Below are 13,753 nucleotides of genomic sequence, written 5' to 3'. Positions count from 1 at the left end.
GGAATTCAAGATGGAATTATTACAAAAAAATCGCTGTTTTGATGGTGAGCAACGCATTTATCGTTTTAATTCCCAAACACTCAAAGGCGATAGTCGTTTTTCTGTGTATTTACCCCCGCAAGCATTAGAGGGGGAGGCTTGTCCTGCTTTATTTTATCTTGCGGGATTAACCTGTACCGAAGAAACTTTTGCCATTAAAGCGCATGCACAACGCATGGCAGCACAATTGGGTCTAATTTTAATTATGCCCGATACTTCGCCACGTGGTGAGCAAGTGGCGCAAGGTGATCATTGGGATATCGGTCAGGGTGCGGGTTTCTATATCAATGCGACACAAGCACCGTGGGCGGAACATTATCAAATGGAAAGCTTCATTGTTCATGAGCTTTATGATCTAGTGTTGCAACAATTCCCAGTTCAGCAAAACCGTATTGGTATTTTTGGTCACTCGATGGGCGGCCATGGTGCTTTAACGCTAGCGTTTAAATATCCTGAAAAATTTAAATCGGTTTCTGCCTTTGCACCTATCTGTGCACCAAGTCAATGTCCTTGGGGAGAAAAAGCATTTTCAAACTATTTAGGTAAGGATCAATTGGTTTGGAAGCAGCACGATGCGACAGTATTGGTGGGCGAAAAAGGTGCTTTATTTAATGAAATATTGATTGATCAAGGTTTGGATGATCAGTTTTATAGCCAGTTAAATCCTGCATTATTCCAACAAGCATGTACAAAAGTTGGGCAAACTTTGACCCTGCGTGAACATGCTGGCTATGATCATGGTTATTATTTTATTCAAAGTTTTATGGATGATCATCTACAATTCCATGCCGTACAACTTGAATCTTAAGTGACTTTTTCAAACGTGCGGAGTTTAACTCCGCTGCCATTCTGCTTCGAATTCTTGCTGCGCCATACGACTTAAATGATCGAGTACCACTTTTTCTAAGTGATCCATTTTTTCTGTGGATGCCGTAATTTCAACCGCTAAGTATTCTGCTTGTGGTACAAGCTTAACCTGTGCTTCAGGCATAATAATCTCAAATTGCTGTTCAGTTTCTTTCACTTCAAATTTATGTTTCCAGTGATTATATAAACGCTTGGCAATACGGGCAGATTCTAATGTGGCAATTTGGCTTGAGCTTTTCATTTTTTTTCATCATGAGGTTGGAGCTTTACCATAACAAATATAGCAGGCTTGCATAGCGTATCACTGCAACGCAATGTTGCAAAAATGAAATGTCACAGACCTCGGTCGCAGTTTGCTATAATAATGCCATTAAATTAATGAACAGCCAGGTTAATCCATGTCCAAGCCTTATTTAATTGCACCTTCTATTTTATCTGCTGATTTTGCACGTCTAGGTGAAGATGTTGAAAAAGTATTAGAAGCAGGCGCTGACGTGGTGCATTTTGATGTGATGGATAATCACTATGTACCGAATTTAACCTTCGGTGCAGGAATATGTAAGGCATTAAAAAACTATGGCATTAAAGCGCCGATTGATGTGCATTTAATGGTTTCTCCTGTAGACCGTATGATTGGTGATTTCTTGGAGGCGGGGGCAGATATTATTACGTTCCACCCAGAAGCCACAGACCATATTGATCGTTCTTTACAGTTGATTAAAGCAGGCGGCGCTAAAGCAGGTTTAGTCTTTAACCCTGCAACACCATTACATTATTTGGATTATGTTTTGGATAAAGTTGATCAAATCTTATTGATGAGCGTAAACCCAGGTTTTGGTGGACAAAAATTTATTCCAATGACTTTGGAAAAATTACGTCAAGCGCGCAAGATTATTGATGCCTCAGGTCGTGATATCCGTTTAGAAGTCGATGGTGGTGTTGGTCCAGCAAACATTCGTGCAATTGCAGAAGCAGGTGCGGATATGTTTGTCGCGGGTTCAGCCATTTTTGGTAAACCCGATTATAAAGCTGTGATTGATGATATGCGTGATGAACTTTCCAAAGTCGGTTCAGTTACAGTTTAAGTCTTATCAATAAAAGTTGTGTAGATTGTGGATAACTTTGTGGGTAAGCTTGTAGATATCTATGTAGATAACCATATGGATAACTCGTTTAAACAATAAACAATTTTGCATCAAGTGTTTATAGATTAGACTTTATATGTATAAAAAGAGCACATTTGTGCTCTTTTTTATTGTTATTAAGCTTTGAAAAAATAGCTGCTTTATTCAGCTAAGCTTAAAAAGTATGCAGATTAAAAAATAATAAATATCAGCGAATTTTAAAAATAAATACTCGATTAACCCAGAGCAAAAAATGAGAAAAAATTGTGTCTCACGCATTTGTTGGGTATGCTGTATAAATGCATTTTGCTGTAATGACCTTCCTCATTTAGGATTTTAAAAGTGTCAACGACTCTCCGCAGACAGTCTTGGTTTGTTTGCTTCATGGCTTTTGTCATGGGGTGGAGTAGTCTTGTGTTTGCATCCACAATGCCGATGCATGCCAAAATGCTGCAACAGCAAATGGCGGATGTGCAACCAGTCACAGCAGTTGTTGTTTCTGAACATGCGTATAAGACACATCCTGATTGTCATTCGGCTGTCCAGCATCAGCAGCATAATGTACATATGGATGCTCAAAAGAATCATTGCGAAAGTAGTTTGCAGAGTAGTGCAGTCAAACAATGTGCAGATTGTGCTCAATTACATTGCCAAACTTTAACCGTTTGGCTTGATACCGCTGTTGCAGAAACATTCCCCCAGCTTTCTCCAGATGCGTTAACCAATTTACATAGCCGCTATATGGCTCAGCATTTACTTGGTTATTGGCAAGAAATTTTACGTCCTCCCAAAGCTTAACTTTATTTCAGAAACAAAATTTTTATTAATTTCGAATAAAGGTTAAGTCATGTCTATTTTATTTCGTCAAAGCCTTTTGATTGGGCTATGTATATTTTCATCTTCTTGGACTTTGGCAGCGGTTAAGGAATATCACCTGACCATTGATGAAGGCTTGGTCAATATTACAGGTAAACCGCTGAAACGTATTACCGTGAACGGCAAGTTTATAGCGCCATTACTTGAATTTGAAGAAGGTGATGATGCAGTCATTCATGTACATAATAATTTAAAAAATCAGGATTCATCCTTGCATTGGCATGGGTTGTTGTTGCCTGGTTTGATGGATGGTGTACCTGGTTTTAATGGGTTTAAAGGTATTAAACCCAATCAAGATTTTGTCTACCGTTTTAAAGTCCGCCAGAATGGAACTTATTGGTATCACGCTCATTCCAAAGGACAGGAACAAGACGGTTTGTATGGCGCTCTGGTCATTTATCCAAAAAATAAGCAACCTTTAGCAAGGCATGAAAAAACTGAGCGTGATTATGTGGTTATGCTGTCGGACTTTCATGAACAAGAAAGTGATCAAATCCAGAAAAATTTAAAAATTTCTGCCGAATATTATCAAAATCAACGCGAAACTTTGGGGAATGTATGGCAGCAAATTCAACGTGATGGACTCAAAGCCACATGGTCTGATCGTAAAATGTGGAATCAGATGCGGATGCTCAAAACGGATCTGTCCGATGTAACGGGCTATACCTTTTTGGTCAATGGTAAAACGCCTGAACAAAATTGGACTGGCATGTTTAAGACAAATGAAAAAGTCCGTTTACGCTTTATTAATGCCTCTGCCATGTCTTTTTTTGACGTGCGAATTCCGAACTTGAAAATGACCGTGGTCAGTGCGGATGGTCAACCTGTTCAGCCTGTGAGTGTCGATGAATTTCGGATTGGAACGGCTGAAACTTACGATGTAATTGTTGAGCCAAAACAAGCAGATTATCAAATTGAGGCTGAATCCATAGATCGCTCAGGTTTTGCCATTGGGACCTTGCAGAATGAACTTGCTCCTGTGAAGCCAACCATACAGATGCCACAAGCTCGACCTCGTGCCTTGTTGAATATGGCAGACATGGGACATGGAAGTGGTGATCAATCTTCTAGTATGGATCACTCGAAGATGAATCATACAGAGATGCAAGGCATGGATCATTCGAAGATGAATCATACAGAGATGCAGGGCATGGATCATTCAATGATGAACCATGCAGAGATGCAAGGTATGGATCATTCACAGCATCAACAGATGACATCGACTCAAAATAATGCTGTGGTTGAGGGATGGGCAAATGCCTCTACGCCCGCAGGTAATAAGGCATTGCAATATAGTGATTTAAAATCATTAACTCCACAGCCAGATACCCGTGAAGCAAGCAGTGAACTGGTGATTCGTTTAGGTGGCACCATGGAACGTTATATGTGGACCATCAATGGGAAAAAATTTAGTGATGCTGAGCCACTGAAAGTGAAGTATGGCGAACGTATTCGCATCAAATTTATCAATGACAGTATGATGGCGCACCCGATGCATTTGCATGGCATGTTTATGCAATTGGAAAATGGGCAAGCAGCGGTTGATATGCCGAATAAACACACCATTGTGGTTCCACCTGCAAAAACTGTGACGGCGTTGTTAACTGCGGATGAACTCGGTGAATGGGCGATTCATTGTCATTTGCTGTACCACATGAGCGCAGGCATGATGAATAAACTAATTGTTGCCAATGTGACAGATGGGAAAGTATCAACCATACCTCTATCAGAAGCGAGCCATTCTAAAGTTCAAAACTCAAGTACAGAACAATCAGGAGATCAACATGCACATCACTAATTTATTACCAAAAATTGTTCTCCTTAGTTCAGTATTATTGAGCCAAGTGGCTTTAGCACAAGAACAACAGGTACATGCAGCACATCAGTCAATGACTGAATCAGAGGGTCATCACGCTGAGATGGATCATTCTAAAATGCAGCATGATATGCAGAATATGAATCATTCCCAAATGCAGCATGATATGCCGAGTATGGATCATTCCAATATGCAGCATGATATGCCGGATATGGATCATTCCAATATGCAGCAGATGGAAACGCCCATCCGTTCGGAAGCGGAACCTTCAAAAAAAGGATCCCGCGATGCTAAAACTGAAAAAGTAAATACTGAACAGCAGGGACAGGGAGATCAACATGAGCATCATTAATGTATTTCCACGAACTGTTCTGGCAGGTTCGTTGTTGTTGCTGAGTCAATTGGCTTTGGCACAAGAGCAACAAGACCATACTATGTATCAGCAGCAGACTGAAACTGATCATTCTCAAATGCAGCATGATATGCCGAGTATGGATCATTCCAGTATGCAGCAGATGGCAGCCCCCATCAGCCCGCAAGCGAGTGCCTTGAAAGACCAAGATTCACTTCAAGATCAAGATGAACTATCACATACGAATCACTCACAGCATCAACATGTTCAAGCTGAGTCCTTGCTATCAGGAACCAATCATCAAACACACGATCATCGTGCAGAACATGGTGCTCAGATTTATGCGATCACGATTTTGGATAATAAGTGGTTGTTGAATGAAGAGGGGAAAGGCACTTTAAAATCTGAATTTGAAACCCGTATTGGTACGGATGAAAATAAACTCTTTATTAAAGCGCATTTGGATAAGCATGAGTCGCAGATGGCTGAATATGAAGTAAAGACACTTTATAGTCGAATGATCTCAGACTTTTGGGATGCACAAATCGGTACACGTTACCGTGTAGAAAAAGTCGAGTTAGATCAGCATCGTAAAGATACGGAAGAAAAATTGGATGCCGTAATTGGTTTACATGGTCTGGCGCCGTATTTCTTTGAAACAGATGCCTATCTATATGCAGGTGCAGATCAGTACTCAGGCTTTAGTCTGGAAACTGAGCGAGATTTATTGCTTTCGCAAAAGCTGATTTTGAAACCTTATTTGGATTTAGATCTTGTGTTTAGTGATGATTCTAAATATGCCAAAAAAACAGGGTTGAGTAATATGACGGCGGGTTTGGAAACCCGTTATGAAATTAGTAAAAAGGTCATGCCATATATCGATATTGCATATGAATATTCAAAAGGCAACGACGCAACACCTTGGCAGACTGAGAGTGACTCTGAGAAAGGCTGGCTCTATGGTGCAGGCATTCGCTTTAAGTTCTAAGCTCTGAGTTTACGCACGTTTTATTTAGTTCAATAAACCGATAAGGCTTTAAAACGAATGTTTTAAAGCCTTATTTTTTATCGGTGTATTTAATGTTATTGCAGCATGGTTTTGCCCTATAAAGGTGCCATGTTTAGTATAATTTTAAACCAATATAAGGGGGACGACCTCCCTTGGTGCTTAAATTATAAAGGGTGCACCAAGAAAATTCGTCAGGACGACCTGATCTTTATTCAAATTTGGAGGTTGTCATGGCTTGGATTGTACTTATTTTTGCCGGTATTTTTGAAATTGTCTGGGCATATTCGATGAAGCTGTCAGAAGGCTTTAGCCGAATTGGTCCGAGTATTATCACCCTCATTTTTATGATTTTAAGCTTTGCATTATTGGCGTATGCAATGCGTACTTTACCCTTAGGAACGGCATATACCATTTGGACAGGAATTGGTGCAATCGGTTCTTTTCTGGTGGGTATTTTTATTTTAGGTGAGCCTGCGACGGCTATGCGGATGCTTGCCGCCATCTTAATTATTGCAGGGCTTGTATTGATGAAGCTTTCATCTTCATAATCAGTCTTATTTTATTTCTGAATACCGCAGGAGCAGGCGATGAAACTGGCATTTATGTATATGGCTTCTCCTGTTGGGCAGTTAAAATTAGTTGCACATGATACCGCGCTTGTTGCGGTACTTTGGGAAAATGAAAATCCCAAACGAGTGCGGTTGGCGGAATTGGTCGAACAGCAGGATCATCCAATCTTGCTGCAAACACAACAGCAGCTCATGCAATATTTTGCAGGTACACGTCAGCAGTTTGATCTGCCTCTAGATTTTGAAGGAACTGAATTTCAAAAGCAGGTTTGGCAAGCTTTGTTAAATATTCCCTTTGGCGAAACCCGCAGTTATAAAGACATTGCAGAACAATTGGGTAATCCCAAAGCGGTACGTGCGGTGGGAGCAGCCAATGGTAAAAATCCAATTTCCATTATTGCGCCGTGTCATCGGGTGATTGGTTCAAGCGGTAAATTGGTGGGTTTTGCAGGTGGTTTAAGCAATAAAGAGATTCTTTTAAAAATTGAACAACTGAAATAAACTGAGAAACTAAATTCTTTATAATTTTAAGTAAAATGATTGCACAGATTTTTGCGCCGCTACTGTCCACCTTTGGATGGATATTATTGCTATTTATCGTTATAGGCATCCTCAAAGCATTTAAACCTTATTTAAAAGGAAAAATGGGGGAGTTTGCCGTTGCAGCTCATGCCAAACTTTATTTAGATCAAGATAGTTATACCTTACTTAATGATTGTACTCTGCCAGATGAGCAAAATCAGACCACACAAATTGATCATATTTTGCTGAGTCCTTTTGGTATTTTTGTGATTGAAACCAAAAACTATAAAGGTTGGATTTTTGGAGGTCAGCATCAAAAAATGTGGACACAGAAAATTTATAAAAAGAGTTTTAAGTTTCAAAATCCATTACATCAAAACTATAAACACCAAAAGGTGTTAGAGGCGGTGTTATCGGATATTGTTGAGCCTCAGTTCATTCATTCACTAGTGGTATTTATGCCTGATTGTGAATTTAAAACCCAGATGCCACAGCATGTTTTTCGTGGAGCGGGTTGGACGGATTATGTGAAAAATTTTCAAGAAGTTACGATTCCACCGATGAAGTTGAAACGTATTCAATTACGGATTGAAAAAGAAGTACTCGAAAAGTCGTGGAAAACCAATCGTCAACATATTGAAAACTTAAAGATCAAACACAGTGAATAAAAATAAACCCACAGCGCTTGTTTGAGCTGTGGGTTTATAAATGAAAGCGAAAACTTAAAAACGCTTCGGGATTTTCTGTCCATTCGGTACAGGTGTTTCCGCCTGTTTTAACACGCCAAATAACCATGTTTCTGCATGTTGCACCGCAATTTTTAACTCATCGCCCATCGCGAGACGACCAGCAATAAAGCTCGCGAGTGAACAGCCTGAACCATGATATTCGCCTGCCAAACGTGGGCAATGACTTTCAGCCACAAACTCACCATCGATATATAAGGCATTGCGAATATAGTCGGCAGTCTCTTCATGCCCACCTTTCACCAAAACTGCTTTTGCACCCATCGCAAACAGTTTCTGCGTGGCTGCTTCCAAGTCTTGTTCGCCCGTTAAAGCACGGAGTTCTACGGTATTTGGGGTAAGAATAGTGGCCAATGGAATGAGTTCGACAAAGGCTTTGACCAGTGTCGCTTGATCCCCTAAAGAACCACCGCTATTCGCAACCAACACTGGGTCAAGTACATAACGATATTCTGGATGTTCACGTAAAAATTCAGCCAGCGTTGCAATATTGTCGGTGGTACCGAGCATCCCAGATTTCACACACTGAATCGGTAGATCACCGACTACGGCATGTGCTTGGGCCAAAAGTAATTCTTTGGAGGTTGCTTCAAAGCCAAAGACTTGTTGTGAGTTTTGAATGGTCAGTGCGGTACATGCAATTGCGGCATGCGCACCACTTTGACCAATCGCTTCAATATCCGCTTGTAAGCCAGCACCGCCAGAAGGGTCTAAACCCGAAAAGCACAGTACAGTCGGGCGCATGTACATTTCCTTCATTCATAAGATTTGCGATAGTATAGGCAACTTTGAGCGAAGTCTCGAGCGTAATTTATTGGGTTGGACAATGATTAAGAATATCTTGATTGATTTAGATGGAACACTGACAGATCCCAAAGTAGGGATTACCACTTCTGCACGTTATGGTTTGGCAAAAGTGGGGCACCCCATTCCTGAATCGAAGAATATTGACTGGATTATTGGTCCACCACTGAAAGCATCCTTGGCTAAAATTTTAAATGTTGAGCCTCATGATGTTTTGGCGGATCAAGCCTTATTGGGTTATCGTGAGCGGTTTTCAGTCACAGGTTTATTTGAAAATCATGTGTTTGAAGATGTTGCATACACTTTAGCGGTATTAAAAAATAAAGGTTATCGCTTGTTTTTGGCAACTGCAAAACCCGAAGTTTACGCACGTCAGATTTTAGATCATTTTGATTTATTACAGTATTTTGAATACCCTTATGGCAGTGAACTGAATGGTGAACGAACCAATAAAGGGGAGTTAATTGCTTATATTCTAGAACAAGAGCAGCTTCAGCCTGAAGAATGTTTAATGGTGGGTGACCGAGAACATGATATTTTCGGCGCACGTAGCAATGGTATTGAAACCATTGCCGTGGAATATGGTTATGGCTCTATGGCTGAACTTGATGCAGCTCAACCCAAGGCTCGAATTCAACGTTTTGCCGATTTGTTGAACCTGATTTAATCAATCATTTATCCATTTAAGCACCTCACTTTCCCTTGTTGAAAAGTGAGGTGCTTGGTTTTATATGCTTAATATTCTACGAATTTCATTGGCTAAAACTGCGGGATTGGCATGTTGATGTGGAATGCTAAAACTTTTAAAGCCATCCCCTCTAAATTTACGATCTACTTCTAATAACACGTGAGTTTGATGCTGTTCTGCCACAAAGGACACTTCAATTTCATTGATGCCACTAAAGAACTGCGTAGGTTTAAACTCTAACTCTTGATAACAGCCAAGGGTCGAGAAAAACCCATTGCCACGAAGTTGACCTTTTTCAACATCGGCCGTCACCAAGTGAAAACCACATTGTTGCATGGCTTGAATAAAGCTGTGCATGGTAGGCGTCGGGGTAATCTGTAGATAGTCTTTATCGGTGGCATCCAGCCCCCAATCGACATCTAAATGAGTATGTAGCCAAACTCTGGTTTTATTGCTGCGACAAGCCAGATCGGTCAACGGCGTTTCAAAAGGCAATTGAATTGAAAACGGGAAGGTGTGGGTTTGGTTGGCTTGTAATTCAAATGCACCACTAATATGCCATTCCGCAATCGTTAAATTGGTATTGTATTCTGAGTCATTTGATTCGACTTCGGCGGTGGTCATTAATTTTAAATAGATGCCATTAATGCTTTTATTGGAGGAAGCGCCAGTAAAAATCACTTCTCCATTCAGGACTTGCCCTGCTTCGAGTTGGTTGTTATGTATGCGAGTATCAACCTGAATGCTTTGTAGACCTAAGCTCGACATGAGTTTATTCAACATGATGCAAAAATTCCCAAAAGAAAGATATGAAAATTAAGAAAAATTAGAAAATGAAAAATAAGTGATTTCTAAAATAAAGCTGCTCGAGATTAGCATAATTCAGTCAAGACTTAGCGCATATCTAAATACAAAGTTTCCTTAATTTCTTCCATCACAATATAGCTATGCGATGAAGCAGATGAGGGGAGTTTTTTCAATAAATCACCCAATAAGCGGCGGTAAGCACTCATCTCTTTTAAGCGAGCTTTGACCAAATAATCGAACTCACCCGAAATTAGATGGCATTCCAAAACTTCGGGAATTTCGACCAAATCACGTGCCACTTGGTCAAACACATCACCTGATTTGGCAGAGAGTTTAATCTCTAAAAACACCAGTAAATTTCGGTCGACCAGTGCAGGATTAAGCCGCGCGTGATAGCCCGTAATAATGCCATCACGTTCGAGTCGCTTGACTCGTTCTGAACAAGGCGTTGTAGATAAATTAACCCGAGACGCCAGTTCACTAATCGCAATCCGTCCTTCTATTTGCAGAATATCCAAAATCAGGCGATCTACACGGTCTAATTTACGCATAAGTTTTTCCCTATTTTTAGCCTTTATTTAGTGAAATTGGCATGAATATATCTCAACTATACCTGTTAAATCAGTCAAATTCACTATTGATGTAGAAATATACTAGTTAAATAAACTGGTGAAGCAGTGAGAGAAAGGAAATGCGCGTAATCGTTCTAGGTAGTGGTGTAATTGGTGTAGCAAGTGCATATTATCTTGCGCAGCAGGGAGCAGAAGTAACTGTATTGGACCGCCAAGCAGGTCCAGCAGAAGAAACAAGTTTTGGTAATGCAGGTCAAATTTCTCCAGGTTATTCAACGCCTTGGGCAGCGCCTGGCATTCCATTTAAAGCCGTGAAGTGGATGTTCCAGCATCATGCGCCATTGGCGATTAATATGGATGGCAGCATGTGGCAGTTACAGTGGATGGCACAAATGCTGAAAAACTGTAATGCACAAAGCTATTCAATCAATAAAGAACGTATGACCCGTGTGGCGGAATACAGCCGTGATTGTTTACGTGAATTGCGTAAAGACACAGGGATCAGTTATGAAAACCGTTCAAAAGGCACATTACAGGTATTTCGTAATGAAGCGCAATTAGAAGCGGTACAACGTGATATTCAAGTATTAAAAGAGTGTGGTGTGCCACATGAATTGCTATTGAAAGATGACCTTGCTCGCGTAGAGCCTGCACTGGGTTTTGCTAAAGATAAACTGGTCGGTGGTTTACACTTACCAAATGACGAAACTGGCGATTGCTATAAATTCACCAATTCGCTTGCAGATATTGCCAAAGCCAATGGCGTGAAGTTTCTGTTTAACCAAAACGTAACGCGTTTAGTGGTTGAAGGCGATGAAATTAAAGGTGTAGTGGTGAATGGTCAAGTGCTGACTGCTGACCGTTATGTCTTAGCTTTTGGTAGTTATTCGCGTGATTTCCTAAAACCACTTGAATTGAATTTACCAGTATATCCAGTCAAAGGGTATTCATTGACAGTGCCAATTATTGATCCGGCGTTTGCACCACAATCAACCGTATTGGATGAAACCTACAAAATCGCGATTACCCGTTTTGATCAACGTATTCGTGTGGGTGGGATGGCTGAGTTAAGCGGCTTCAACCTGAAATTGAATGATGACCGCCGTGGTACCTTGGAAATGGTCACCAAAGATTTATTCCCAGGCGGTGACTTACCCAATGCGACTTTCTGGACAGGCTTACGCCCAATGACTCCAGATAGTACGCCAATTATTGGGGCGACTCGCTTTAAAAATCTGTTTTTGAATACAGGACATGGCACCTTGGGTTGGACCATGGCATGTGGTTCAGGCAAGCTGATCAGTGACTTGGTGATGAACAATAAACCAGACATCAGCATTGATGGTCTGTCGATTGAACGTTATTTAAGTGCAGCGTAATTCCTGAATTCAGGGAATTGTTTGAACTTTAGGGAAGAAGGGTTATGCCACGTCCAATTACTGCGGTCATTCATCAATCCGCACTCAAACATAATCTGGCAATTGCGCGTGCCGCAATGCCAGACAGTCAAATTTTTGTCGTGGTCAAGGCCAATGCCTATGGGCATGGCATTGAACGCGTGTATCAAGCATTTAAATTTGCCGATGGTTTTGCATTGCTTGATATCGAAGAAGCAAAGCGCATTCGTGCCTTGGGCTGGACAGGAGAAATCTTGTTACTGGAAGGTATTTTCTCGCCACAAGATCTATATGATTGTGCACAGTACCAATTGAGTTTTACTGTACATAATGAACTGCAAATTCAATGGTTACAGCAGTTTCCTGTTGCAGCACAATTCAAAGTGTTCTTAAAAATGAACAATGGTATGAATCGTTTAGGATTTACGCCAGAACACTATGTACACGCGTGGCAACAACTGAAAGGTTTAGCTTCGGTTAAAGAATTGGTACACATGATGCATTTCTCAGATGCCGATGGTGAACGTCAGGGGCAATCTGGGATTGAATACCAACACCAAGTATTTCAACAAATTTTACAACAGTATCCAGGGCCTTGTTCGGTCAGTAATAGTGCAGCAATTTTAAGATATTCCAACCAGTTACGCTCGGATTATGCACGTAGCGGCATCATGCTTTATGGCAGTTCTCCCGATTTTCCACGTCATACTATTCAAGACTGGAATTTACAACCGAGTATGAGTTTACGCAGTGAAATCATCTCGATTCAACAGTTAAATCCAAACGACAGTATTGGTTATGGCTCTAGTTTTGTCGCAGACCGACCAATGCGGGTCGGTATTGTCGCATGTGGCTATGCCGATGGTTATCAACGCATCTCACCGACAGGCACACCTGTATTGGTGAATTCCATTCGTACCCGTACTTTGGGGCGTGTCAGCATGGACATGCTGGCCGTTGACCTTGATCCAATTCTGGATGCACAGATAGGCAGCGAAGTGGTGTTGTGGGGGCAATCGAGCACTGGGGCGGTATTGCCGGTTGATGAGGTTGCAGTAACCTCTGGCACCGTAGGCTATGAACTGATGTGTGCAGTCACTGCACGTGTCAATTTTTCAATTCAGGAATAAGGAATTTTAACCATGTCACAACAAGATATTCAGCGCTTTAATACCACTCCTGTAATGAGTGCCGTGACGGTTTTTAACAATGTGGTGTATTTATCGGGTCAGGTGCCTAAAAATTCTGATTTGGATATTACGGGACAAACTCAAGATGTATTAAACACCATCGATCAGCTTTTGGCACAAGCCAACAGTGATAAAAGCCGTATTTTGTCGGCACAACTTTTTCTGAAAGATTTGACTGATTTTTCAGTGGTGAATGAAATTTGGATTGACTGGTTAAAAGACCATGCAACGCCTGCACGCGCTACTATTCAAGCCGATTTGGTGAATCCAAAATGGCTCATTGAGATTGCGGTAACTGCGGCACAAAAGTAAGTATTCATCCATGGAATGGAGGACGCAAGTAATGAGCAAAGTGATCAACTGACTAACCACAAA

General features: G+C 41.0%; 17 protein-coding genes. 13 read left to right on the top strand and 4 right to left on the bottom strand.

Annotated elements, in window-relative coordinates:
- The first annotated feature begins 10 nt into the window (after nucleotides 1–10).
- Entirely contained in the window at nucleotides 11–847 is an 837-nt protein-coding gene (gene fghA, locus E0H82_RS03105; RefSeq protein ID WP_131262946.1) for an S-formylglutathione hydrolase, read from the top strand.
- Between the two features lie 24 nt (nucleotides 848–871).
- On the opposite strand, the gene E0H82_RS03100 is transcribed toward fghA, so the two are convergent.
- A complete protein-coding gene (locus E0H82_RS03100; RefSeq protein ID WP_131262945.1) occupies nucleotides 872–1,147 on the bottom strand; it encodes a DUF2218 domain-containing protein in 276 nt (91 codons plus the stop codon).
- A gap of 157 nt (nucleotides 1,148–1,304) precedes the next feature.
- On the opposite strand from E0H82_RS03100, the gene rpe reads away from it, so the two are divergent.
- The 8 genes from rpe (at nucleotide 1,305) to E0H82_RS03060 (ending at nucleotide 7,842) form a co-directional block, all read left to right on the top strand.
- On the top strand, nucleotides 1,305–1,991 hold the full coding sequence (gene rpe, locus E0H82_RS03095) for a ribulose-phosphate 3-epimerase (RefSeq protein ID WP_131262944.1): 687 nt from the start codon (nucleotides 1,305–1,307) through the stop codon (nucleotides 1,989–1,991).
- Between the two features lie 453 nt (nucleotides 1,992–2,444).
- Complete coding sequence (locus E0H82_RS03090) at nucleotides 2,445–2,828, top strand: hypothetical protein (protein WP_131262943.1); 384 nt, start codon at nucleotides 2,445–2,447, stop codon at nucleotides 2,826–2,828.
- Nucleotides 2,829–2,877: 49 nt separating this feature from the next.
- Nucleotides 2,878–4,704 carry a copper resistance system multicopper oxidase gene (locus E0H82_RS03085; RefSeq protein ID WP_131262942.1) on the top strand — a complete coding sequence of 609 codons (1,827 nt, stop codon included), beginning with the start codon at nucleotides 2,878–2,880 and terminating at the stop codon, nucleotides 4,702–4,704.
- Nucleotides 4,691–5,074: a hypothetical protein gene (locus tag E0H82_RS03080; protein ID WP_131262941.1), complete on the top strand. Its 384-nt coding sequence runs from the start codon at nucleotides 4,691–4,693 to the stop codon at nucleotides 5,072–5,074. Before E0H82_RS03085 ends, E0H82_RS03080 begins: the two co-directional genes overlap by 14 nt.
- The gene (locus E0H82_RS03075; RefSeq protein WP_131262940.1) at nucleotides 5,061–6,062 is read left to right on the top strand and encodes a copper resistance protein B; all 1,002 of its coding nucleotides are present in this window, start codon (nucleotides 5,061–5,063) and stop codon (nucleotides 6,060–6,062) included. Before E0H82_RS03080 ends, E0H82_RS03075 begins: the two co-directional genes overlap by 14 nt.
- Before the next feature lie 251 nt (nucleotides 6,063–6,313).
- Nucleotides 6,314–6,631 carry a DMT family transporter gene (locus tag E0H82_RS03070; protein ID WP_131262939.1) on the top strand — a complete coding sequence of 106 codons (318 nt, stop codon included), beginning with the start codon at nucleotides 6,314–6,316 and terminating at the stop codon, nucleotides 6,629–6,631.
- 39 nt (nucleotides 6,632–6,670) lie between these two features.
- On the top strand, nucleotides 6,671–7,153 hold the full coding sequence (locus tag E0H82_RS03065; protein WP_131262938.1) for a methylated-DNA--[protein]-cysteine S-methyltransferase: 483 nt from the start codon (nucleotides 6,671–6,673) through the stop codon (nucleotides 7,151–7,153).
- Nucleotides 7,154–7,188: 35 nt separating this feature from the next.
- Nucleotides 7,189–7,842: a nuclease-related domain-containing protein gene (locus tag E0H82_RS03060; RefSeq protein ID WP_131262937.1), complete on the top strand. Its 654-nt coding sequence runs from the start codon at nucleotides 7,189–7,191 to the stop codon at nucleotides 7,840–7,842.
- 54 nt (nucleotides 7,843–7,896) lie between these two features.
- Here the strand turns inward: E0H82_RS03060 and E0H82_RS03055 are convergent, their stop codons facing one another.
- On the bottom strand, nucleotides 7,897–8,664 hold the full coding sequence (locus E0H82_RS03055; protein ID WP_131262936.1) for a hydroxymethylpyrimidine/phosphomethylpyrimidine kinase: 768 nt from the start codon (nucleotides 8,662–8,664) through the stop codon (nucleotides 7,897–7,899).
- A gap of 82 nt (nucleotides 8,665–8,746) precedes the next feature.
- On the opposite strand from E0H82_RS03055, the gene E0H82_RS03050 reads away from it, so the two are divergent.
- A complete protein-coding gene (locus E0H82_RS03050) occupies nucleotides 8,747–9,391 on the top strand; it encodes an HAD-IA family hydrolase (RefSeq protein ID WP_131262935.1) in 645 nt (214 codons plus the stop codon).
- A gap of 60 nt (nucleotides 9,392–9,451) precedes the next feature.
- Here E0H82_RS03050 and E0H82_RS03045 read toward each other — a convergent pair whose 3' ends face one another.
- Entirely contained in the window at nucleotides 9,452–10,195 is a 744-nt protein-coding gene (locus tag E0H82_RS03045) for a sporulation protein (RefSeq protein ID WP_131262934.1), read from the bottom strand.
- A 110-nt stretch (nucleotides 10,196–10,305) separates the two neighbouring features.
- The gene (locus tag E0H82_RS03040; protein ID WP_116762760.1) at nucleotides 10,306–10,770 is read right to left on the bottom strand and encodes an Lrp/AsnC ligand binding domain-containing protein; all 465 of its coding nucleotides are present in this window, start codon (nucleotides 10,768–10,770) and stop codon (nucleotides 10,306–10,308) included.
- A 140-nt stretch (nucleotides 10,771–10,910) separates the two neighbouring features.
- On the opposite strand from E0H82_RS03040, the gene E0H82_RS03035 reads away from it, so the two are divergent.
- From E0H82_RS03035 to E0H82_RS03025, 3 genes are read left to right on the top strand one after another with little or no spacing between them, the layout of a single operon-like run.
- Nucleotides 10,911–12,170: a D-amino acid dehydrogenase gene (locus E0H82_RS03035; RefSeq protein WP_131262933.1), complete on the top strand. Its 1,260-nt coding sequence runs from the start codon at nucleotides 10,911–10,913 to the stop codon at nucleotides 12,168–12,170.
- 44 nt (nucleotides 12,171–12,214) lie between these two features.
- Entirely contained in the window at nucleotides 12,215–13,318 is a 1,104-nt protein-coding gene (gene alr / locus E0H82_RS03030) for an alanine racemase (RefSeq protein WP_131262932.1), read from the top strand.
- A 12-nt stretch (nucleotides 13,319–13,330) separates the two neighbouring features.
- Nucleotides 13,331–13,690 (top strand): RidA family protein, encoded by a 360-nt coding sequence (locus tag E0H82_RS03025; RefSeq protein ID WP_131262931.1) that lies wholly within the window; start codon nucleotides 13,331–13,333, stop codon nucleotides 13,688–13,690.
- Nucleotides 13,691–13,753 lie beyond the last annotated feature (63 nt).

It is taken from the genome of Acinetobacter sp. ANC 4910, from assembly GCF_004331035.1.
Taxonomy (GTDB): Bacteria; Pseudomonadota; Gammaproteobacteria; order Pseudomonadales; family Moraxellaceae; genus Acinetobacter.
Note: the sequence above shows the minus strand (reverse complement) of the source record. Positions and strands in the feature narration are given on the sequence as shown.

What these genes read in the sequence shown, in the direction of transcription:
- E0H82_RS03025 (WP_131262931.1), top strand. Translation starts at nt 13,331, where the DNA reads ATGTCACAACAAGATATTCAGCGCTTTAATACCACTCCTGTAATGAGT.
- E0H82_RS03085 (WP_131262942.1), top strand. Translation starts at nt 2,878, where the DNA reads ATGTCTATTTTATTTCGTCAAAGCCTTTTGATTGGGCTATGTATATTT.
- fghA (WP_131262946.1), top strand. Translation starts at nt 11, where the DNA reads ATGGAATTATTACAAAAAAATCGCTGTTTTGATGGTGAGCAACGCATT.
- E0H82_RS03050 (WP_131262935.1), top strand. Translation starts at nt 8,747, where the DNA reads ATGATTAAGAATATCTTGATTGATTTAGATGGAACACTGACAGATCCC.
- E0H82_RS03045 (WP_131262934.1), bottom strand. Translation starts at nt 10,195, where the DNA reads ATGTTGAATAAACTCATGTCGAGCTTAGGTCTACAAAGCATTCAGGTT.
- E0H82_RS03035 (WP_131262933.1), top strand. Translation starts at nt 10,911, where the DNA reads ATGCGCGTAATCGTTCTAGGTAGTGGTGTAATTGGTGTAGCAAGTGCA.
- E0H82_RS03080 (WP_131262941.1), top strand. Translation starts at nt 4,691, where the DNA reads ATGCACATCACTAATTTATTACCAAAAATTGTTCTCCTTAGTTCAGTA.
- E0H82_RS03040 (WP_116762760.1), bottom strand. Translation starts at nt 10,770, where the DNA reads ATGCGTAAATTAGACCGTGTAGATCGCCTGATTTTGGATATTCTGCAA.
- alr (WP_131262932.1), top strand. Translation starts at nt 12,215, where the DNA reads ATGCCACGTCCAATTACTGCGGTCATTCATCAATCCGCACTCAAACAT.
- E0H82_RS03065 (WP_131262938.1), top strand. Translation starts at nt 6,671, where the DNA reads ATGAAACTGGCATTTATGTATATGGCTTCTCCTGTTGGGCAGTTAAAA.
- E0H82_RS03100 (WP_131262945.1), bottom strand. Translation starts at nt 1,147, where the DNA reads ATGAAAAGCTCAAGCCAAATTGCCACATTAGAATCTGCCCGTATTGCC.
- E0H82_RS03060 (WP_131262937.1), top strand. Translation starts at nt 7,189, where the DNA reads ATGATTGCACAGATTTTTGCGCCGCTACTGTCCACCTTTGGATGGATA.
- E0H82_RS03070 (WP_131262939.1), top strand. Translation starts at nt 6,314, where the DNA reads ATGGCTTGGATTGTACTTATTTTTGCCGGTATTTTTGAAATTGTCTGG.
- E0H82_RS03075 (WP_131262940.1), top strand. Translation starts at nt 5,061, where the DNA reads ATGAGCATCATTAATGTATTTCCACGAACTGTTCTGGCAGGTTCGTTG.
- E0H82_RS03055 (WP_131262936.1), bottom strand. Translation starts at nt 8,664, where the DNA reads ATGCGCCCGACTGTACTGTGCTTTTCGGGTTTAGACCCTTCTGGCGGT.
- rpe (WP_131262944.1), top strand. Translation starts at nt 1,305, where the DNA reads ATGTCCAAGCCTTATTTAATTGCACCTTCTATTTTATCTGCTGATTTT.